Below are 19,416 nucleotides of genomic sequence, written 5' to 3'. Positions count from 1 at the left end.
CAAATTGATAATGAGGTGACCGAATGAAGAAGTTTTTAACGGCTGTTCCATCTCTAATTCTACTTGTAGGTTGTGGCCCGCAAGACGTAGAGGTGACGCTTCCGGCTGAATTAATGGAGGAAGCAGGGCAGGAATCTATAGAAGAACTTGCGGCTGAGGCTGATGAAGAAGAGGGCATTCACGATATTACAGAAAACGACGACGGTTCTGTAGCGGTTACAATGGATGGTGATGCTCATCAAGAAATGATGGCTGAAATGGAAGAAGGGTTAAGCGATCATATACAAGAGATAGTGGATGACAATGAATTCTCTTCCATTGAGGACATAGACGCTAACAATTCGTTCGATGAGTTTTCTTTTATTGTTGATCAAGAAGCATACGAAAACAGTTTTGATGGTTTTGCTACCTTTGGTGTATCGCTAATGGCTTTAATGTACCAGTCGTTTGACGATATAGACGAAGAAGACATTGAGGTCACCATTAACTTAGAGGACGTTGATGATGGCGAGGTATTTAACACAATTGTTTATCCCGATGCGTTTGACGATATGGGATAGGGGGTAATCTACCCCGGCGCAAAGATTTCAATTGAATTAGAACGATCACTGATAAATGCCCTCTAACCTTAACTAGCTTAGAGGGTGTTTTTTATGCCGAAAGTTAATCAGAAGCGACCGAGAAATAAAGACCACCCTGCAGGCAGTCTTTAAAACATGGCGATAATAGTTCCCCCGATCGCCCCGGAAAGGACGACCACCCAAGGTGGAAGCTTCCAGTAAACGATCATAAAGAACAATAATGCAGCTAAAGCAAAGTCTATGGAATTATGGATAGCACTGGTCCATATAGGTTGATAGAATGCAGAGATGAGAATCCCCACGACAGCTGCATTTACCCCAATGAAAGCTCCCTTAATCTTATTGTTTTCCCGCAAAGAATACCAAAACGGCAACGTTCCTAATATAAGGAGAAATGCCGGAAGAAATATGGCAACGGTTGCCATTAAACCGCCTGTCCATCCACCTATGTCAGCGCCAATATAAGACGCGAACGTAAACAAAGGGCCGGGAACCGCTTGGGCGGCACCGTAACCGGCGAGGAACGATTCTTCACTAATTAATCCCGTAGGAACAAATTCCCGTTCTAAAAGAGGAAGTACGACATGTCCGCCCCCAAATACTAATGAACCTGCACGGTAAAAACTATCGAATACACTAATCCAAGTTATGGAACTAACATTGCTCAATATCGGAAGGCTGATTAAGAATCCGAAAAATAACGTTAAGCAAATAGCTCCAAACCTTTTTGATATTGGAAATTGCATGGATAATTTTTCTTCGTTCTGATTTTCCCTGAATATAAAGTACCCTAATAGTCCGGCAATAAGGATGACACCAATTTGTGAAAGGAAATGAGGAATCATTAACGTTGTGATTAAAGCGAATAACGCAAGGCTTTTTCTTGTTAAATCAGGCGTTAAATTTTTAGCCATGCCTAGGATCGCATGGGCAACGACTGCAACGGCAACAATTTTGAGGCCTTGAATAAAACCTGCATCTGCAACGCCAAATTCTTGCGCAACGAAAGCGAATAAGATGAGAGCAATAACAGAAGGTAGAGTAAAACCGAGAAAAGAAATAAAGCCGCCAAACGCTCCGCCTTTCATTACGCCAATCCCAATTCCCACCTGGCTGCTTGCGGGCCCGGGTAAAAACTGGCTTAAGGCTACTAAATCGGCATAACTTTTTTCATCCAGCCAATTTCTTCTGCGTACATACTCTTCATGGAAATAACCGAGATGGGCAATAGGACCGCCAAATGATGTCAGTCCAAGCCTTGTGGAGACTACTAGAATTTCTAGAAGTTGTTTTAAATAAAGCATGTTTTACACCTCGTCATCTTAATAATGAAATTTTATATGATAAAGGATTTGATTTCGAGTCTTAATAGGAATATTTACATAATCTTAATGTTCATAGATGGGATTTGTCGAAAAATGCAAAACGATTTTAACAGGAAGTTTCCTTATTTTATAGAATAGATAGAGTAAGAGCAGTATTAAATATAAAAAGGATGGTGTACGTGATGAATAAAATGTTTAATAGAGTAAAGTTCAAATGGTTGCCGCATAAAGAACAAGAAATTTGTGAAAAAGAACTAATAAAAGTAATGAGTCGTTTAAAAATTGAACAATATCAATTCAATTGGGATCGCAAAAGTTGTTATATTGAATTTCATTACCAGGATGAGTTTTACAGAATGGAACACTCGGTTCAAAATGCCAAAGATAAAGGGATCATTTTAAGAAATGGGTTGGATTGTTTAATAGAATTGGTCCAATCTCTGGAAGACCTGTGCGGGATTATCAGCAGGGGAACGTATAAACTTGAGAATTGGATCGCCGGCGTCAAACAATCTCCGGAAGATTCCCCTGAATATCAAGAAGAGCTTCATATCAGCTACAAATCAATAGGTGAACAACAGCGTGATCGTAATGAGACGGTCTTTCCGGGTGTATCTGAACCATCGCTGGAAGATTTTGATCGAAACCGATTGATTCGCCAGCCACAGTCTGTGTCTGCAAGAAATAACAAGAAAGGGTAGTGCTTTTTAGTGGAAATTGTGGTGATCCTACAATACGGAACGACGCTTTTGGTATTAACTGAAAGTGTCTTTTTTTGTTTGAGATTAGATTCTTCGAGCGGTAAATCAAAAGATAACTACAGGGAACCAGTTGTCAAATAAGCATCCCCACGTGCATAATAATCGGAAGGCTGTATTTAGATTCTCTTCGATTTGAATAGAGAGGTGATTTTAAATTGCTGACAAAACCAAAACAATTACAGCGGGGAGATAAAGTTGCTACGGTAAGCCCTTCGTGGGGAGGGGCTGGCGATCCAGGTCTCAGATGACGTTATGAGCAAGGCGTGAAAAGATTGGAAACTGTTTTTGGTCTCGATGTTGTTCCCATGCCGCACAGTTTGAAGGGTGCTGATTATCTTTATGAAAATCCGCAGTTGCGTGCGGAAGATTTAATGACAGCTTTTAAGGATACGAGCATTAAAGGAATCATTGCAAATATTGGCGGCGAAGATAGTATCCGTTTACTTCCATATATTGATTTTGACGTGATACGTAACAATCCAAAAATTTTTATGGGCTATTCCGATGTGACGGTTTCTCACTTCTTTTGCCACAAAGCAGGACTGTCCTCTTTTTATGGGCCAGCTATTTTATCGGATTTTGCTGAAAACGTTGAAATGATTCCATACACGGTGGAAATGCTGAAACGAACAATTTTTTCCAACGAAAGCATTGGTGAAATTCAACCGGCTAATGAATGGACGAGTGAGTTTATAGAATGGGATGAAGCCAACGAGTACCGACAGCGTAAGATGCAACAAAATTCAGGTTATGAGTTGCTGCAAGGGTCAGGCGCTGTACAGGGACGCCTGTTAGGCGGTTGTATCGAAGTTCTGGAATTTATGAAGGGAACCAATCTCTGGCCAAGTGAAAAATATTGGGAGGACGCTATTCTTTTCTTTGAAACCTCGGAAGAAAAGACAGACCCGGAAATGATCAAACGGTGGTTGCGGAATTATGCTGCACAGGACATTCTTCGAAAAGCCAAGGGCATGGTTTTTGGGAAACCAAATGATGAAGCTTATTACAAGGAGTATAAAAAAGTCATTGCCCAAGTTATGAAGGAATACAATTTGGAACATTTACCAATTTTGTATAACTTGAATTTCGGCCATACTGAGCCTAAGTTTGTGATGCCGTACGGTGCGATGGCAGAGATTGATTGTAGCAAGAAGGCGTTTACGATTTTAGAAAGTGGCGTAGAGTAAAAAAGATGGTTGAAATGTACGACAAATACACAAATGGGGAGTCGATTTATAGTGCAAAAGGTTACACCATTCTTAATGTTTCAGGATGGAAAGGCAGAAGAGGCGATGAATTATTACACATCACTCATTGAGGATTCAGGTATTATAAGCATAAATCGATACGAAGCAAATGAAGTTGGGGATGAAGGTACAGTAATGCACGCGACATTTTCTTTAAAGGAACAAGAATTCATGTGTATTGATAGTAATATTAAACATGAGTTTACCTTCACACCTTCATTTTCCTTTTATATCACTTGTGATTCTGATGAAGAGATTAACAACCTTTATGAAAAGCTGATGATGGGTGGGCAAGCACTCATGCCGTTAGGTGACTATGGGTTCAGCCAGAAGTTTGGGTGGTTAAATGATCGGTTTGGTGTTTCATGGCAACTTAACCTTCCCATTGATTGAATAAATCATTTAATGCTCTGATGACAGAACGTACACTTAGAGCGTGGAGGTTTTCATATGAGAAATAATCGTGGGCCCCTTCGAGAGGAAGATATTGATCCTCTTCGAGAGGGACCGAAAAGTGAACAGCACAAGCGTAGAGAAAAACTGAAAGAAAAACCTGGCTATCGCATTGCTTTTTTATTGTTTTAGGAGTAATATTATTCATTTATGTTCCTTTTCTAATCGGAGGGGAGGTATTTGGTTACGATACTGATTGGCTAACAGATTTATTTTGAAGCAATAGGAATAAGGAATACATATTGAAACTAGCATTAGACACTGCACTGCCGACAGGCCATCATCATTACAGATAAAACGACTGATAGTGCTCCGTAAACGAGCTTTTTATTCATTTTAAAGCCTTCTGTGTCCTAGTCAATTACTAACAATTGATTCAATGTTAGCCAACATTTATAGTAACAAATACTTTAGTGCGCTTATCTATGTAGTTCAATCGTTTGTTAAATAATTTTCACATGGCACTCACGTAGGAAGTGGAGACGGAGGATTTCTAAAAAAATGGGGGCATTATCATGGATAAAGAAAAGTACGAAGCGTTTGCTGAATCGCTCATCATTAGCCATCAAACCCCAGGCACCATAATCGCATTGAATCATCAACGCTATGAAAAGGGCTTCGGCTATCGAGATCTGGAAAATCAATGGCCTGTTACAGCAGACACCGTCTTTGGCATTGGCAGTATAACAAAGTCGATGACCTGTATAGCGATTCTACAGCTACAAGAAAACGGCGAACTATCCGTCCATGACTCCATTAAAACATATATCCCAGAGATTACGTTCAAAGGGAGTGATGAGATAACCCTTCATCACTTGATGACCCATACGTCCGGGCTGCCCCCACTGAATACGCTTTTTTACGCGAATAAGCAATCCATGGAGAGGGATGGGTCATTCGATCTGCAAATTCAGCTAGGTGCTCCTCTCGACCGAAAACAAGATAGCATTGATACGTACGAAGCTCTTATAAATTATTTAACGCCTTTCCGAAAGAAATCTCCCTCTTCAAGCGTTAGTTAAGGGGGAGATGAATTTCGGTTGGGCTTTATCCCAAACATACTTTCCCTTTTCTTTCAAATATGTTATAATCAGTCTTAGAAAGAATAAGGATTGATATAACAATGAAATTTGACAGTAACAATCATTCAGTGTTCTTGATGTATGATCACCTTGTACTCGTCGTGAAATATCGAAGAAAGGTTATCGATGATGCTATTTCAGACTATGCGAGAAATAAATTCGTGTCGCTGGGTGAGCGTTATAATATTGCATTGGTTGAGTGGAATCATGATATTGACCATATACACATTCTTTTCAAAGCACAACCTAATAGCGAATGGTCCAAGTTTATCAATGTATACAAAAGTTCAAGTTCAAGAGTCATCAAAAAGGATTTTTCTTATGTTCGGAAGAAGTTATGGAAAGAAATGTTTTGGTCAAGAAGTTTTTGTTTGCTAACCACTGGTGGTTCCCCTATCGAAATGGTAAAAGCGTATATTGAAAACCAAGGAACGAAGGGAGGGGATTTGCTATGGCTAAATTAAACAAAGCATATAAGTTTCGCTTGTACCCGACAGATGAACAAGCTTTCTTCATACGTCAAACGTTTGGTTGTGTTCGGTTTGTCTACAATAAAATGTTAGCAGAACGAAAAGAGACTTATGAAAATCTGAAAGATGATAAAGAGGCATTGAAAAAGACAAAACATCCGACTCCTGCGAAATACAAAAAAGAATTTATATGGCTGAAAGAAGTAGATTCTTTATCCTTGGCGAATGCACAGCTACACTTAGATAACGCATACAAAGCATTTTTCGAAAACAATGCTAAATTTCCGAAATTCAAAAGCAAACGGCATAGACAAAGCTACACAACAAACGTCGTAAATGGGAATATTCAGTTGTTGGATGGTCATATCAAATTACCTAAACTAAAAACGGTAAAAATGAAGCAACACAGGGAGATCCCTTTTGATCATACAATCAAATCTTGCACCATTTCGATGACTTCATCAGGAAAATACTATGTTTCTATTCTCACAGAGTATGAAAAAGAGATTAGAAATAAAGAAATTGAACATGTTGTAGGTTTAGATTTTGCGATGAATGGGCTATTCGTCGATAGTGAAACAGGTAAGAAAGCCAATTACCCTCGTTTCTATCGGCAAATGCTTGAGAAATTAGCGTCTGAACAGCGTAAACTCTCACGAAAAAAGAAAGGTTCTTCAAATTGGAACAAACAACGTGTGAAAGTCGCGAAGCTACAAGAAAAAGTCGCTAATCAACGCAAAAATTTTCTCCATCATCAGTCCAAGGCATTGGCCGTATCGTTTGATGCGGTGATTATTGAGGACTTGGATATGAAAGGGATGTCACAAGCCCTAAATTTCGGCAAAAGCGTGTCTGACAACGGATGGGGGATGTTCACTTCTTTTTTGCGTTACAAACTAAAAGAGCAAGGGAAACAACTTGTCAAACTAAATAAATGGTTTCCGTCTACGAAGACTTGCTCAAGTTGTGGTTCGATGAGAGAAATGTCGTTATCAGAACGCACGTACCAATGTGATTGCGGACTAAATCTCGACAGAGACTATAATGCCGCACTGAATATCAAAAAAGAAGGGTTGCGCTTATTAGCAACTACCTAATATAAATATAAACTCTTGGAACAAGAGGGTTAGCTTGGTAAACTTTGTCAGCTATCAAAAGGGGCAATGACCCAAGAAGCCCCCACTTCAAAACACGTTAGTGTTTAAGTGGTGGGTAGTTCACAAAAGGATCGTGAAGGGAATTAATCGGGTCTGTCTCCATAAATCTTTTTATGGTTGCATTCTTCATCAAACTAAGCAATGAAAAAGGGCCTAAGAAAAAGATGCAAGCTTGGCTGACGCTAGACCCATCCCCATGTATAATTCTGAGAACCTGGTAGATTCCGGACTGTTTACTCGTATTCCTTTTCAAATTCCTTTGTACTTCTTACTGTGTCAATGGCGCGAACTTGCCTTTCAATCTCTGCGCGTTCGGATTCAAAGAACGGGGGTAACGATAACGTTTCTCCAAGTGTTTCATAGGCTTCATCCCCCATGAATCCGGGACCATCCGTCGCAAATTCAAACAATATGCGCGGAGCAACATTCGAATATAATGAGCCAAAATAATAACGCTCCACATATCCGGAATTCGGCAAATTGAACTTCTGCAGTTGCTTGATCCATTCATCCAAATGCTCGCGGTCATTGACGCGGAACGCGGAGTGATGAACTGTTCCATATCCTTGGCGTGCTTGCGGGAGAACGGTATTGTACTCCACAATGACTTGGGCGCCATTGCCCCCTTCGCCTACTTCAAATAGGCGATAAGAACCTTCTTTATCGATTTCGTTAAATAACAAGATCTTCTCCATCATTTCCTTGAAGTAATTAATGTTATCCACGCGTACAAAGAGTGGTCCTAGTCCAGTGATCGCATATTCCAATGGAATCGGCCCTTTTTGCCATGGTGTGCCGGGTGCAACCCCTTGATTGTTTTCATCGGAAATCAATTGATATTGTTGGTCATCAAAGTCGACAAACGAAAGTGTCTTTTTGCCGAATTGCTCTTTGATGCCTTTGTGTTTGACTTCCAAGCGCTCAAAACGTTTCGCCCAATAGTCCAAAGCCTTGTCATTCGGGACACGGAAGGATGTTTTGAAAATCTCATTTGTGCCATGAGCACCCTTTGGAATGCCCGGGAAATCAAAGAATGTCATGTCTGTTCCCGGGCTTCCTTCGTCATCGGCGAAAAATAGGTGATAGGTTTGAATGTCATCCTGATTCACGGTTTTTTTGACTAAGCGCACGCCTAAGACGTACGTGAAAAATTCATAAATTTTCTCGGCACTGCTCGTAATGGCAGTAACGTGATGTATTCCTTTTAAATGTTCCATAATAATCCTCCATTGTGTAATTTAAACTGGTGTCGTTTCAATTTATTTCGGCCGTTCGATGGAAAATGCGTCACCGATTTTCGCGTAGTTAGAACCTGCCAAACGACTGAATGCGCCTAGCGTTTGATGGTTTATTCGTCCCCTTTCATATATTTCCTTGTCTATATGAAAACGAACAATCTTTCCGATCAGGAGATCTGTGCCCACTGAAGGCTTTTCTCCAGTTCAAGGGACTGTTCCAGCGTGCATTCAAATCGAACTTTGGCTTCCTTGATGCCCGGAACGGATACGGCATCACTTTCGACAAGTGATAAGTCCGTTTTTTCAATTTCACTTGCATTCGCCGGGAAGGAAGCTGCCGTGATGTTTATTTGATCGACATTTTGCTCGTCAACGATGTGCACAACAAATGCTTGATTTTCTATGCTGTTTCGGGCAGTATCTTTCATCTCCCCATTTTTTCGCTGAATGGAAACCGAAAGCATTGGCGGGTTGGAGGACACAACATTAAAATAGCTAAATGGCGCGGCGTTGATTGTTCCATCTTTTGCAACACTGGTGACAAACGCGATGGGCCGTGGAACAATGCTTCCAGTCAACAGTTTATAGTTTTCCCGTTCTGCATTGTCTATAGGGTCAAAAGAGAGCATGACTGCACCACCTTACTTATCCAGGTTTCTTACTTCGATTGGGATTAAACGTTCATTCAATTGCTCGCGCTGATGTTCATATTGCGAAGGGAGTTTCAATTCTTCGCCCATTGTTTCATGAGACTCATCATGGGCAAATCCCGGAGGATCCGTGGCGATTTCAAACAATATTTCCCCGTGCTCTCTGAAATAGATCGCGTTAAAATAATTCCTGTCTTGTACTTCGGTAACTCCATAACCTTTGCTACTAACATACTGCTGCCAATCCAAATGGTCTTCATCATCTTTTGCCCGCCAAGCAATATGATGAACGGTGCCTACGCCCATTTGTCCACGCCCAATTGGCGTTCGTTTGACATCGATGATATTTCCACTTTCCCCGTAGGAGCGGAGTCGAACTAGGTCCCCTTCTTCTCCGGCTTTTTCAAGTCCCATGACTGCCTGAAGGGTTTCCTCGGTTTTCTCCGGGTTGGTTGATAATAAAATTGCGCCCGCGAACCCCTTAATTGCCACTTCCGGTGTAACATCACCAGTGGTCCAGCGGTTCGGTTCTCCCCCATCCCTTTCAACAAGCTCCAGTTTTAAGCCGTGAACATCTTCAAATACGAGATACGTTTCTCCGAAACGCTTTGATCTCCTGAATTCGATGTGATGTTTTTCCAGTCTATTTTCCCAAAACGGCATGGAACCTACGGGGATGGCGTATGTGGTGACGCCCACTTGACCGCCTCCGATTTTCCCTTGAAATGCTCCTGCCCATGGGAAGAAGGTGATAATGGTGCCCGGTTTACCGGTCTCATCACCAAAATAAAGATGGTACGTTTCCGGGTCATCAAAGTTGACCGTTTTTTTCACCAATCGTAATCCCAAAACACCAGCATAAAAGTCAACATTTTCCTGTGGGTGTCCCACGATCGCTGTAATGTGGTGAATGCCAGCGGTTTTTTTCATCTTATAGTCAACTCCTTAATTTACCATTGCCAGAACCTCCTCCAGCTGAAACTGTCGGATGGTTCTGGGTAGAAACATGCGGATTTCATCTTCGTTATAGCCGACTTGCAGACGCTTTTCATCAACGATAATGGGCCTTTTTAGTATGCCGGGGTTTTCTTGAATAAAACGGAATAGATCACTTATCGGCAATTGCTCAATATTTACATCAGCATTTTGAAAGTCTTTTGAGCGTTTCGAAATGATCTCATCCGTTCCATGTTCAGTTAAACGTAAGATGCTTTTAATTTCGTCCACAGTGATCGGTTCAGAAAACAAGTTACGCTCTTTAAAAGGAATATCATGCTCTTGCAGCCAAGCTTTTGCTTTTCTGCAGGATGTACAACTGGGTGTCGTATAAAGGATAATCATAGAATCGCTCCTCGTTATTATTGCTAATTAATATATCTTAAAATAAAGATATATGATAAAAAAAGTGACTTATACATTTTTCACGTGATGACCGACTCTTTTGAGTAAATCAATCGCTACTTTCGTTTCTTCATCAGACCATTCATTAAAAATGGATTCAATTTTTTGTTCATGAGCCGGGAATGTCTCATCCATAAATTTATTCCCTGCGTCTGTAATGGCTGCATACATAACACGTCGATCGTCCGAACATGCTCTTCGGTATAGATATCCTTTTTTTTCAAGCTTGTCGACAACATAGGTGATGCTGCTGCTTGCAACCAGAATTCTTTTCCCGATTTGTTGGATGGGTTGGTCCCCTTTATGATAAAGCAAATCCAACACAGCAAACTCATTAAGATTTAAGTCATATCGAGCCACATCTTTTCTGAGTGCTTCTTGTATAGATTGTGTTGCTCGGTTTAGAACGGTAAATGCCTTTAGATGATGATTGACTTCATTCAGTTTTCCCACCTCCATATATCCTCATTTTATTTATTACGAATTCGAATTAATTTAACTGACTTTAGCTTAATATATCATTATCACGATGTCAAGATATTTATTCAGATTGGCACACGCATATAAAGTGGGAGCTCAGCCATGAGATAAAGCATTTCATTTGATTAAAACCATTTGCCGGGGTATAATTACCATGAATTAAAGATAAATTAATTCAAATTAAATAACGGAGGTTATATAAAGGCAAAACCTTCAGGCCAATTGTTGCAGCGTCACCTCTCGTTCAGCCGTTCCGGAAGCAACGCTTGCATCTGTATCCAAAATCACCCCGGATGCCGTATCCGTCAAGTTATGAACAAGATAACGCAGATACGTTTCCTGTCCTTTGCTTTTTCTGTACAAGCGAGCATCCGGATCGGTAGTGCTGCGATGGGTTTGATTGGAAAAGGTTTTGCCATGAAAATCTTCATGATGAGCCCGCTCCCCGAGCTCACCGGAGCCTAAGAGGATATATAATGTCCACTAAGGTTGATGACAGCGTGGAATGTACCGCAAAACAGAATTGTAACTGTTATTAGAACGATAATGGATAATGTTGTTAATTTAGATGTAGATTTTACATATATCTCGGACTATCCCCTTATAACCCATCACAAGTCCTTTTTCGTTCATGCCATCGCTCCGCCTGGTAACTTGCATGGACGGCCCGATAACGGCAAATCCTTGGTCGGTCGGCTCATATAGTAGATATCGCCCTTCGTAGCCTCTAGGGTGACTATCATAATTACGAACCATGAAGGTGGCATCGGTGAATATGGAACAGCCGCTTCGAGTGTATGCCAAATAGTAACCGCCAAATCACCGAAACGCCTTATTCATATCCATGTGAAGGGCATCGGCGAGTCCGCGGATTTCATCCAGTATGGCCGGTGCAAATGCTGACATGACTGCTTTGTATTCTTCCAGATGGATCAAGAAGTGACGGTTTTTCTTCGGTCCCCATTGTTTTTCGCGGTTTGGCAAAATCGGCGAACGTTTGAGGAGTTCGCCTTGGAAAAAACCGAAATCATAGTGGGTGCCTCTATATTGAATTACGTTGCTGTGGAACTGTTTCATCTATTTTCATTCCTCTTTCTTCGTTACTGTTAGTGTAAGAAACGTTAAGCTGAGGAATCAGTTATGTATGGTCTCGTTGTTATTTTGGTGTATCTACCACTAATTTCGATAAATCCTCATTTAATGCTTCGAGTTTCTCGAATTGATCGCTGATCTCTACCATATATTCGTTTTGTTCTTCGACGCTCGCGAATACTTCTTCTACCATTCCGTGAGAATTTTGCGTAACGCCTGCAATAGCAGTTATTTCTCCGGTGATGGTTTCCGAAGAATGTTCCAGCTTTTTCACGAGGGTTTCCAATGAACTTGCCGATTCTTTCATTTGGCCCATGTTTTTCACCAAAATTTCGAGGCTTTCTTCGCTTTGTTTGGCCATCTCGAAGCTTTCATCGACGGCGTTTTTGCTGCGGTGGACTTCTTGGGCTACCGTTCCGGTTTGTTTTTGTATCGCTTCCACGATCGTTGCAATCTCTTTCGTGGATCGTTGAGAATCTACCGCGAGTTTGCGCACTTCATCAGCGACGACCGCGAATCCTTTCCCGTGTTCTCCTGCTCGCGCGGCTTCAATGGCTGCATTGAGCGATAAGAGATTGGTTTGATCGGATAGCCCGTCAACAGTGGCGAGAATGGTTCCGATATTTTTTGTTTTTTCCGTCAGGTTATCCATCGTGTCAGCGGTGTTCTGTACCATTTCTTGAACCTTGCTTACCTCAATTTTTAACTGCCGGTGCCGTTCATAATTGGAAGTAGCTTCCTGAAGACTATCGTCTGCGGCGGTGGCTACATTTGTTGTATGGTTTGTGACTTCATTTACAGCATGATCTTGACTTTGCATCAGGTCGGTCATTTCGCTGACACTGGCCGCCTGGTGTTCGGTGCCTTGTGAAACCTCGGTAAATGCTTCCCTTAATTGATTGGATACTTCTCGCATGGAAGCAACGTTTTCATTGACTTTACGGCTGAATTGTTGAATGGTTGTTTGTGATTGGGAGACTTTTTCTAATAGTTTTTCCAGTTGTTCCTTCCCGTGTAAGGCTTTTTCCGCTTGATTTTCTACGTTTTGCTGCATTTTTGTTCCGATGGTAGCCTGCCCCATCAATACCAAAGTGATTAAAATAACATATAAATTCAAGGAGATAAGTATGTCTGTTCCTAATCCAACAAACATCGATTCATTCAATGTCATAAAAAAAACATTTGTCAAAATTAAATTAAGAGAACCGGCCAATGCGATCAATCGATAATTTTGATAGAGTGAGATGATGGCGATGCTTAAAAAGACGATCAAGTAATTGGAAAGCTTCGGTGAACTGAAACATAAGACGATGGTCAAAATGGCAAAATTAATCGTAACGATATAAGGAATGATGGTAATGATTTTTTGCCTGTAGGTTAAAAACGTTTTAAGTCCTGCTAAAAAAGTTCCCGTAACGGTATAAATAAAGATTGCTTCGGTTGGCACTCCGCTAATAAAATTACTGATCAGCCCCAGGGCAAACAGTGCCCACGTGAGCTTTACCAACATTTTGTTTCGTTTGTGTAAGGTCAGCTGACTTTCATTTAGCATTAGAATGTCCTCCTGGCTACGAAAAGTAAGATTAAAGCACTAATATTATGATGGAACTTATTAATTTAAGAATATTATACCATGAAAAAATAACTATTCCATCTTTTTTTAAAATATTTTCGGAGGTGATAGGATGGCCACGCGTCTCCAATTTCATGAAGTTACAAAGAAGAGGGATTTATTTACGCTATCACTCCCCGGAGTGTCGATTGAAAAGGGAGAAATCCTCGGTGTCATCGGGAACAACGGTGCTGGAAAGTCGACGATGATTCAACTCGTACTCGGGCTAATCCAGCCGACGAGTGGTTATATTTATCGGTATACAGACAAAGGGGCAGCCGCGTCTATGCAAGAATGGAAGCAAACGGTTGGCTTTGTATTCGATGATTTATCGGTGTACGATGATATGGATGCGATGAAACTTTCTTCCTTTATGGGAGAGGTTTATTCAGGTTGGGATGAAGCATATTTTTTTTCATTGCTGGACCAATTTGACGTTGATAAAAAGAAAAAAGTGAAAGCTTTCTCGCGTGGCATGCGCATGAAAACCGGCATTGCAGTGGCGCTCGCCCACCATCCGGAAGTGTTGTTGCTCGATGAACCTACTTCCGGCTTGGACACGAAATCCAGGAAACAAATGATCGAGCTGTTAAAAGAGGAAAATGAAAAGCAAGGAACGACGATTGTTTTTTCTTCGCATATTTTAGCCGATATGGAACAACTCGCCACAACGGTCTGGCTGATGGATAAAGGGGAGATCCTCGCGCACGGGCCGGTAGAGATGTTGCAGGAGAATCATTCCGTATCCGGTGACGGTACGATACATAAAAGAAAGCCTGAAGAAACAGAGGGGTTGAAGAAAGCCACCTTGGAAGACTTGCATGATTATTATTTGGGAGGTGGCGAGTAATGTCGGCGCTCATGAAAGTGGATTTTTGGCTATTGCGTTGGGCTATTCTTTTTATTGTGATCATTGCACCGATCGCGGGGGCTGTATTTTACACAGACTATTCCGTGACCGGCTTTGTGATTATCTTCATATTGGCACTGACGTTAACGCAAATGGATGACAAACATAAAACGAGAAGATTCATGCTTTCGTTGCCGCTTCCTTTAAAATTGTTTTTTCAAGCACGGGCGCTCGTTGTCATGCTCATCGGGGTGATTTGGATCGTGCTTGAAGGATTTGGAAGAGTAATCGGTTTTGGAGATACGCATATGGCTGAAATTTTTATCCATGCAAGCACACAATTGGCAACGATGTTCGTCTTGTCCCCTTCGGTGATTGCCATGCTCACATTGTTGAAGCATCCTGTTATAAAGTGGGGCGCAACCTTTATTTTTTATATGATGGTGGTCATGATGGGCACATTGATGGGGGTGTTTACCACCGAGATTTTCATTTACATGGAAGCATTGGGATATATCCTTGCAGCGATTATTCTCATTTTCGGCATTCTAGCCTTCTGGCTCATTTTGATGCTTGCCAATGCGATTCGGACGCGTGTGGATCTGATATAATTTATTTATGGCGGATTATTTTTGATGGAGCAAGGAGGAATTTTAATGAAAATGTTCCAGTATAAAACGACAAAGCGGGATGAAATGATCGACATTACGCAGGACATCCAGGCTTGGATCAAAAAAGAAGGGTACCGGGACGGGATCATTACGCTTTTCAACATGCACACGACCGCAGGGCTTACCGTTAATGAGAATGCGGATCCCGACGTAAAAACAGATTTCATCCGACGCCTGGATGAAATCTATCCTTGGGATCATCCTGAAGACCGGCACGGAGAAGGGAATACAGCGGCACATGTGAAATCAAGCACGGTTGGTACGAGTGAAACAGTGCTTGTGGAGGACGGAAAACTCGTCCTCGGAACGTGGCAAGGCGTTTATTATTGCGAGTTCGATGGCCCACGCCCGAATCGAAAAGTGCATGCTCGATTTGACGGAAAATAAGCATGCTAGGATGGCGACGACAGAGGTGATGATTAGATGGCACTAGCTATTATCCCATGTGGAAATAAAAAAATATGGGACAAAGAAGGAGACATTGGTCCCGTACCGGCGCGTAAGGCTTACATTGGAACGTTCCACCAGTTGTGTCGTGCGTATGCCGAGATGTTTTATCCCCAATGGGTGATTCTATCGGCGAAATATGGGTATCTCCAACCGGAGGATATGGTGCCGGGTCCTTATAATGTGTCGTTTAGTCATCGTAGTGACGCGGTTATCCCTATCGATCGATTAGCTGATCAAGTGGGAGAGAAGGCGTTGGATGATTTTCGGCACCTTGTCGTTCTCACCGGAAAAAAATACAAGCCTATCGTTCAGAAAAGTTTCGGGCCCGACCATCATGTGGAGATGCCCCTACTCGGTAGCAGGGGATAGGTGAAATGCAGCAAAAATTAAAGCGGTCCATAACAGAAGGGCAGCCCCTTTAATCAGTTAGGACAATCTCGAGAGCGCCGAAGAGAAAAATGTCCGAACTTGGGTTCTGTTCGGACAATATAACGAGCGATACATCAAAAAATGTCCGAACTAGCGGTTAGTTCGGACACTGCAACACTCCAGTAAGTAAAAAATGTCCGAACCAATGGTCAGTTCGGACATTGAATTGTGTTTAACCTTCTAAAATCTTCTCGATCCGTTCCAAAGCGTCTTCGGAAAGCTTCACGCCGCTTGCTTTTACATTTTCTTCCACTTGCTCCGGGCGGCTTGCGCCGATAAGGGCGCTGGAGACGTTATTTTGACGTAAAATCCAAGCAATAGCCAGTTGTGAAAGGGATAGTTCTTCTTGTGCAGCGACTTGTTGCAATTCTGCTACACGATCGAGAGACTCATCGTTCAGGAAGCGGGAGATAACTTTATAATTTTCAGCAGCGCGGCTATTCGCAGGAATATCTGCGCCTTTTTGGTATTTCCCGCTTAGTACGCCTTGGGCAAGCGGGGAAAAGACAACTTGTCCAACACCGTGTTGTTCGCCTTGAGGGATGATTTCTTTTTCAATGTAACGTTTGAGCATGTTGTAGATCGGTTGGTTTACGACAAGGCGGTCGAGCAATCGTTTATCGGCAATGTGCAATGCTTCCGCGATTTGTGCCGGAGACCATTCGCTTACACCGATGTAGAGCACTTTTCCTTGCCTAACCAAGTCATCGAGCGCGCGTAACGTTTCGTATAACGGGGTGTCCGGGTCATATCGGTGGCAATAATAGAGGTCGACATAATCATGGCCAAGCCTTTGCAGACTGGCGTTGCATTGTTCGATGATATGTTTGCGAGAGAGCCCCTGGTCATTTGGACCTTCCCCCATGGGGTTGAAGACTTTTGTTGCGAGCACGTATGACTCGCGCGTATATTCCCGCAACGCTTCGCCGACGACCTTCTCTGCTTCCCCGCGCCGGTAGACATTGGCGGTATCGAAAAAGTTGATCCCAAGATTATAGGCCTTATGGATGGATTTAAGGGCTGCGTCTTTTTCAACATAACCCCCGTAAGTGAGCCAACTCCCGAGGCTGATTTCACTGACTTTTACACCAGTGTTTCCTAAAAAACGATATTCCAATTTTGGTCTCCTTCCTGTGAAAAAAAGTCGATTTCACAACAAATATTATCATAAAATCATAAAACAGGCCCAAACGATGAATCGGCGACACAATTTTGACATTCGTTTCCCTTCCACACTTATGATAAAATGCGAGAGATAACCATTGTACGGTTTTTGCAAGAAGGGTGCGTTGATGGAAGATGTCGGATACAAAACTCGTTCGGGGAACGATGTTGCTTACGGGAGCAACAATAACATCGAAATTATTAGGCGTCTTATACATATTTCCTTTCACATTGCTTGTCGGGCAGCAGGGAAATGCCCTTTATCAATATGGATACTTGCCGTATACGATTCTATTAAGTTTGGCGACCCTCGGCGTGCCGATGGCGGTTTCCAAATTTGTTTCGAAATACAACGCTCTCGATGATTACGTGACGGGACAGCGCTTGTTTCGCTCGGGCGTTGTTTTTATGACGATCACGGGTTTTATCGCGTTTTTGGGCTTGTTTATAATGGCCCCGGTCATTGCCGGTTGGGTCCTTCCCAGTGGAGATTCGTCCGGGAACAGTCATAGCGATGTCGTGTTTACGATCCGCATGGTTAGCTTTGCCTTGTTGATCATACCGGGGATGGCCGTGTTCAGAGGTTATTTTCAAGGCTTTCAGTCCATGGGTCCGACCGCGGCATCCCAAGTGATTGAACAATTGGCCAGGATTATATTTATTCTTGCGGCGGCATTCCTCGTCCTGGAAGTTTTCGGTGGGTCATTGGGACTCGCGGTTGGTTTGGCAACATTCGGGGCGTTAATCGGTGGATTGGGTTCTTTGTCCGTGCTCTTGTATTTTTGGAAAAAAAGAAAGGCAGGAATTCAAGAGCAAATTAGAGAAAGTAAAAAAGACCATCAACTGCCGCTTTCATCCATGTATAAAGAACTGATTGCTTACGCGCTGCCTTTATCGTTTGTGGGGCTTGCGATCCCCCTCTTTCAAGCGATTGATTTGTTCACCTTTAATGACGCAATGACCGCCGGCTACGGCGCGAATGCCGGACAAGCAGAAACGGCATTCGGTGCGTTCTCACGTACAACCCATGCATTAATCATGATCCCGGTGGCATTAGCGACAGCGATGTCGGTGAATCTTATTCCGGCCATTACAAAAGCCAATACAAACCGCGATACAGAAAGCATGCACAGACTTATTACGAAGACCTTCCAAATCATTTTATTTTTCACTATCCCGGCAGCTTTTGGTTTAACCATTTTAGCGACACCGGCTTTCGCTTCCCTGTACGGGCTTGAAGATTTGGGAGTGGGAAGCATGGTTTTGAGTTACTACGCTCCTGCGGCAATCTTGTTTTCCATCTTCGCCGTTACAGCAGCAATACTCCAAGGGATGAATCGGCAAAAATATGCTGTGATCGGGCTTTGCATTGGGCTTTTCTTTAAGCTTGTGCTCAATTATTGGTTAATCAGCAGTTTTGGGGCTGTTGGCGGGGTAGCGGCTACCATCATTGGCTATACATTGGCGATCGGTTTTAACATATGGGCAGTCGGAAAATTTGCCGCTTATCAATATACGCAAATCGGGAAGCACGCCGCGGTCATTCTCGGCATAACGGCAATTATGGCCGTATCGGTCTACATCGTTCGCGAAGGCGGCATGGTCGTGTTCGATACGTCCGGACAGACCGGTTTTGTTGCCATTTTAGTATTTGGCGTACTGATTGGCATGCTCCTATACTTTATTTTGAGCATTCGCACCGGAATGGCAGAAAAAGTGCTCGGAGACCGTTTTTCATTTAGTAGACTAAGAAGGTAACCTTTGTTTTTTAGTAGGTAAGAACGTATAAATCAACTTTCTTACCTACATAAGTGCAACTAAGGCTTTCGGAGCGACCGAGCATAGGTCGTGTCATTTAACAGGTGGAACCCCTGTTTGATAAGGCTCTAACCAAGCCATCAATAGCGAGTCTTGGACTCAACGGAGTAATCCATTGGGTTAAGCGTAGACAGTTAGGTCGTAGGCCTGAAAGTGATTGAGCCTCGTAAATAGTTAAAACGGGGAGGTTGACGGTGTCGAAAGACCGGAAAACGACACTCCGTATGTCATTATCGGTGAGATATACGGAGCTCCCTCGGGGTCGGAGAGCCAGGCATGCGATACAATGATGACACGAGAACTCGGGAGATCCTGTTTGTTCTTTCTTCAGTCGAAGGGAGTATGGTTGACCAAGCGATACAAAGCGAGGAAACCAGACGACAGCAGGAAGTCGGATGACCGCGTAGTACCGATGACGTCGGGTAACGCCGAAAGAGGGAAGGCAAGTGTCACGCCGACATCACCTTAACAAGGGACACATTCCC

The 19,416-nt window shown here is 42.6% G+C and carries 21 protein-coding genes and 3 pseudogenes; 13 read left to right on the top strand and 11 right to left on the bottom strand.

Features of this window, described 5'->3' with window-relative positions; genetic code table 11:
• The first annotated feature begins 23 nt into the window (after positions 1 to 23).
• Positions 24 to 560 (top strand): hypothetical protein, encoded by a 537-nt coding sequence (locus tag EPH95_RS08640; protein ID WP_142089139.1) that lies wholly within the window; start codon positions 24 to 26, stop codon positions 558 to 560.
• 149 nt (positions 561 to 709) lie between these two features.
• Here the strand turns inward: EPH95_RS08640 and chrA are convergent, their stop codons facing one another.
• On the bottom strand, positions 710 to 1,885 hold the full coding sequence (gene chrA / locus EPH95_RS08635) for a chromate efflux transporter (RefSeq protein WP_142089137.1): 1,176 nt from the start codon (positions 1,883 to 1,885) through the stop codon (positions 710 to 712).
• 212 nt (positions 1,886 to 2,097) lie between these two features.
• Here chrA and EPH95_RS08630 point away from each other — a divergent pair, with 212 nt between their 5' ends.
• From EPH95_RS08630 to EPH95_RS08605, 7 genes and pseudogenes are all read left to right on the top strand, one after another.
• Positions 2,098 to 2,607 carry a hypothetical protein gene (locus EPH95_RS08630; protein WP_142091549.1) on the top strand — a complete coding sequence of 170 codons (510 nt, stop codon included), beginning with the start codon at positions 2,098 to 2,100 and terminating at the stop codon, positions 2,605 to 2,607.
• 215 nt (positions 2,608 to 2,822) lie between these two features.
• Positions 2,823 to 3,854: pseudogene (locus tag EPH95_RS08625) on the top strand (S66 family peptidase).
• Between the two features lie 51 nt (positions 3,855 to 3,905).
• Positions 3,906 to 4,307: a VOC family protein gene (locus EPH95_RS08620; RefSeq protein ID WP_142089135.1), complete on the top strand. Its 402-nt coding sequence runs from the start codon at positions 3,906 to 3,908 to the stop codon at positions 4,305 to 4,307.
• Between the two features lie 57 nt (positions 4,308 to 4,364).
• On the top strand, positions 4,365 to 4,499 hold the full coding sequence (locus EPH95_RS19490; protein WP_264372006.1) for a hypothetical protein: 135 nt from the start codon (positions 4,365 to 4,367) through the stop codon (positions 4,497 to 4,499).
• A gap of 383 nt (positions 4,500 to 4,882) precedes the next feature.
• Positions 4,883 to 5,389 carry a serine hydrolase domain-containing protein gene (locus tag EPH95_RS08615; RefSeq protein ID WP_227004105.1) on the top strand — a complete coding sequence of 169 codons (507 nt, stop codon included), beginning with the start codon at positions 4,883 to 4,885 and terminating at the stop codon, positions 5,387 to 5,389.
• 101 nt (positions 5,390 to 5,490) lie between these two features.
• On the top strand, positions 5,491 to 5,913 hold the full coding sequence (tnpA, locus tag EPH95_RS08610) for an IS200/IS605 family transposase (RefSeq protein WP_142089133.1): 423 nt from the start codon (positions 5,491 to 5,493) through the stop codon (positions 5,911 to 5,913).
• Positions 5,901 to 7,016, top strand: a complete 1,116-nt coding sequence (locus EPH95_RS08605) for an RNA-guided endonuclease TnpB family protein (RefSeq protein WP_142089131.1) — start codon at positions 5,901 to 5,903, stop codon at positions 7,014 to 7,016. Before tnpA ends, EPH95_RS08605 begins: the two co-directional genes overlap by 13 nt.
• A 293-nt stretch (positions 7,017 to 7,309) precedes the next feature.
• On the opposite strand, the gene EPH95_RS08600 is transcribed toward EPH95_RS08605, so the two are convergent.
• From EPH95_RS08600 to EPH95_RS08565, 9 genes and pseudogenes are all read right to left on the bottom strand, one after another.
• Entirely contained in the window at positions 7,310 to 8,293 is a 984-nt protein-coding gene (locus EPH95_RS08600; protein ID WP_142089129.1) for a ring-cleaving dioxygenase, read from the bottom strand.
• 42 nt (positions 8,294 to 8,335) lie between these two features.
• Positions 8,336 to 8,943 (bottom strand): annotated as a pseudogene (locus EPH95_RS08595) (flavin reductase family protein).
• Positions 8,944 to 8,955: 12 nt separating this feature from the next.
• On the bottom strand, positions 8,956 to 9,894 hold the full coding sequence (locus EPH95_RS08590; RefSeq protein WP_142089127.1) for a ring-cleaving dioxygenase: 939 nt from the start codon (positions 9,892 to 9,894) through the stop codon (positions 8,956 to 8,958).
• A gap of 15 nt (positions 9,895 to 9,909) precedes the next feature.
• Positions 9,910 to 10,305: a transcriptional regulator SpxA gene (spxA, locus tag EPH95_RS08585; protein WP_142089125.1), complete on the bottom strand. Its 396-nt coding sequence runs from the start codon at positions 10,303 to 10,305 to the stop codon at positions 9,910 to 9,912.
• Between the two features lie 69 nt (positions 10,306 to 10,374).
• Positions 10,375 to 10,818: a MarR family winged helix-turn-helix transcriptional regulator gene (locus EPH95_RS08580; RefSeq protein WP_405127436.1), complete on the bottom strand. Its 444-nt coding sequence runs from the start codon at positions 10,816 to 10,818 to the stop codon at positions 10,375 to 10,377.
• Positions 10,819 to 11,061: 243 nt separating this feature from the next.
• Positions 11,062 to 11,304, bottom strand: a pseudogene (locus tag EPH95_RS08575) (IS5/IS1182 family transposase); the annotation flags it as partial.
• 105 nt (positions 11,305 to 11,409) lie between these two features.
• Positions 11,410 to 11,601, bottom strand: a complete 192-nt coding sequence (locus EPH95_RS19645; protein WP_319592842.1) for a carcinine hydrolase/isopenicillin-N N-acyltransferase family protein — start codon at positions 11,599 to 11,601, stop codon at positions 11,410 to 11,412.
• 63 nt (positions 11,602 to 11,664) lie between these two features.
• Positions 11,665 to 11,922 carry a hypothetical protein gene (locus tag EPH95_RS19640; RefSeq protein ID WP_319592830.1) on the bottom strand — a complete coding sequence of 86 codons (258 nt, stop codon included), beginning with the start codon at positions 11,920 to 11,922 and terminating at the stop codon, positions 11,665 to 11,667.
• Between the two features lie 79 nt (positions 11,923 to 12,001).
• Entirely contained in the window at positions 12,002 to 13,489 is a 1,488-nt protein-coding gene (locus EPH95_RS08565; RefSeq protein ID WP_142089123.1) for a methyl-accepting chemotaxis protein, read from the bottom strand.
• 133 nt (positions 13,490 to 13,622) lie between these two features.
• Here EPH95_RS08565 and EPH95_RS08560 point away from each other — a divergent pair, with 133 nt between their 5' ends.
• Genes EPH95_RS08560 through EPH95_RS08545 form a run of 4 tightly spaced genes read left to right on the top strand, consistent with a single transcriptional unit; the run spans position 13,623 to position 15,889 of the window.
• Positions 13,623 to 14,399, top strand: coding sequence for an ABC transporter ATP-binding protein (locus EPH95_RS08560; protein ID WP_142089121.1), 777 nt, complete (start codon positions 13,623 to 13,625; stop codon positions 14,397 to 14,399).
• Positions 14,399 to 15,010, top strand: coding sequence for a hypothetical protein (locus EPH95_RS08555; RefSeq protein ID WP_142089119.1), 612 nt, complete (start codon positions 14,399 to 14,401; stop codon positions 15,008 to 15,010). The genes EPH95_RS08560 and EPH95_RS08555 overlap by 1 nt, the downstream gene beginning before the upstream one ends.
• A gap of 45 nt (positions 15,011 to 15,055) precedes the next feature.
• Positions 15,056 to 15,457: a secondary thiamine-phosphate synthase enzyme YjbQ gene (locus EPH95_RS08550; RefSeq protein WP_142089117.1), complete on the top strand. Its 402-nt coding sequence runs from the start codon at positions 15,056 to 15,058 to the stop codon at positions 15,455 to 15,457.
• A gap of 36 nt (positions 15,458 to 15,493) precedes the next feature.
• A complete protein-coding gene (locus EPH95_RS08545; RefSeq protein WP_227004104.1) occupies positions 15,494 to 15,889 on the top strand; it encodes a DUF6884 domain-containing protein in 396 nt (131 codons plus the stop codon).
• Positions 15,890 to 16,121: 232 nt separating this feature from the next.
• Here EPH95_RS08545 and EPH95_RS08540 read toward each other — a convergent pair whose 3' ends face one another.
• Positions 16,122 to 17,066, bottom strand: a complete 945-nt coding sequence (locus tag EPH95_RS08540) for an aldo/keto reductase family protein (RefSeq protein ID WP_142089115.1) — start codon at positions 17,064 to 17,066, stop codon at positions 16,122 to 16,124.
• Between the two features lie 182 nt (positions 17,067 to 17,248).
• On the opposite strand from EPH95_RS08540, the gene EPH95_RS08535 reads away from it, so the two are divergent.
• Complete coding sequence (locus EPH95_RS08535) at positions 17,249 to 18,871, top strand: putative polysaccharide biosynthesis protein (RefSeq protein WP_142089114.1); 1,623 nt, start codon at positions 17,249 to 17,251, stop codon at positions 18,869 to 18,871.
• Positions 18,872 to 19,416: the final 545 nt, after the last annotated feature.

Origin of the sequence: Salicibibacter halophilus (assembly GCF_006740705.1) — a bacterium.
GTDB classification, from domain to species: domain Bacteria; phylum Bacillota; class Bacilli; order Bacillales; family Marinococcaceae; genus Salicibibacter; species Salicibibacter halophilus.
The sequence above is the reverse complement of the archived record's forward strand: the minus strand, read 5'-3'. Positions and strand labels throughout refer to the sequence as shown.

What these genes read in the sequence shown, in the direction of transcription:
- EPH95_RS08640 (WP_142089139.1), top strand. Translation starts at nt 24, where the DNA reads ATGAAGAAGTTTTTAACGGCTGTTCCATCTCTAATTCTACTTGTAGGT.
- chrA (WP_142089137.1), bottom strand. Translation starts at nt 1,885, where the DNA reads ATGCTTTATTTAAAACAACTTCTAGAAATTCTAGTAGTCTCCACAAGG.
- EPH95_RS08630 (WP_142091549.1), top strand. Translation starts at nt 2,098, where the DNA reads ATGTTTAATAGAGTAAAGTTCAAATGGTTGCCGCATAAAGAACAAGAA.
- EPH95_RS19490 (WP_264372006.1), top strand. Translation starts at nt 4,365, where the DNA reads ATGAGAAATAATCGTGGGCCCCTTCGAGAGGAAGATATTGATCCTCTT.
- EPH95_RS08615 (WP_227004105.1), top strand. Translation starts at nt 4,883, where the DNA reads ATGGATAAAGAAAAGTACGAAGCGTTTGCTGAATCGCTCATCATTAGC.
- tnpA (WP_142089133.1), top strand. Translation starts at nt 5,491, where the DNA reads ATGAAATTTGACAGTAACAATCATTCAGTGTTCTTGATGTATGATCAC.
- EPH95_RS08605 (WP_142089131.1), top strand. Translation starts at nt 5,901, where the DNA reads ATGGCTAAATTAAACAAAGCATATAAGTTTCGCTTGTACCCGACAGAT.
- EPH95_RS08600 (WP_142089129.1), bottom strand. Translation starts at nt 8,293, where the DNA reads ATGGAACATTTAAAAGGAATACATCACGTTACTGCCATTACGAGCAGT.
- EPH95_RS08590 (WP_142089127.1), bottom strand. Translation starts at nt 9,894, where the DNA reads ATGAAAAAAACCGCTGGCATTCACCACATTACAGCGATCGTGGGACAC.
- spxA (WP_142089125.1), bottom strand. Translation starts at nt 10,305, where the DNA reads ATGATTATCCTTTATACGACACCCAGTTGTACATCCTGCAGAAAAGCA.
- EPH95_RS19645 (WP_319592842.1), bottom strand. Translation starts at nt 11,601, where the DNA reads ATGGTTCGTAATTATGATAGTCACCCTAGAGGCTACGAAGGGCGATAT.
- EPH95_RS19640 (WP_319592830.1), bottom strand. Translation starts at nt 11,922, where the DNA reads ATGAAACAGTTCCACAGCAACGTAATTCAATATAGAGGCACCCACTAT.
- EPH95_RS08565 (WP_142089123.1), bottom strand. Translation starts at nt 13,489, where the DNA reads ATGCTAAATGAAAGTCAGCTGACCTTACACAAACGAAACAAAATGTTG.
- EPH95_RS08560 (WP_142089121.1), top strand. Translation starts at nt 13,623, where the DNA reads ATGGCCACGCGTCTCCAATTTCATGAAGTTACAAAGAAGAGGGATTTA.
- EPH95_RS08555 (WP_142089119.1), top strand. Translation starts at nt 14,399, where the DNA reads ATGTCGGCGCTCATGAAAGTGGATTTTTGGCTATTGCGTTGGGCTATT.
- EPH95_RS08550 (WP_142089117.1), top strand. Translation starts at nt 15,056, where the DNA reads ATGAAAATGTTCCAGTATAAAACGACAAAGCGGGATGAAATGATCGAC.
- EPH95_RS08545 (WP_227004104.1), top strand. Translation starts at nt 15,494, where the DNA reads ATGGCACTAGCTATTATCCCATGTGGAAATAAAAAAATATGGGACAAA.
- EPH95_RS08535 (WP_142089114.1), top strand. Translation starts at nt 17,249, where the DNA reads ATGTCGGATACAAAACTCGTTCGGGGAACGATGTTGCTTACGGGAGCA.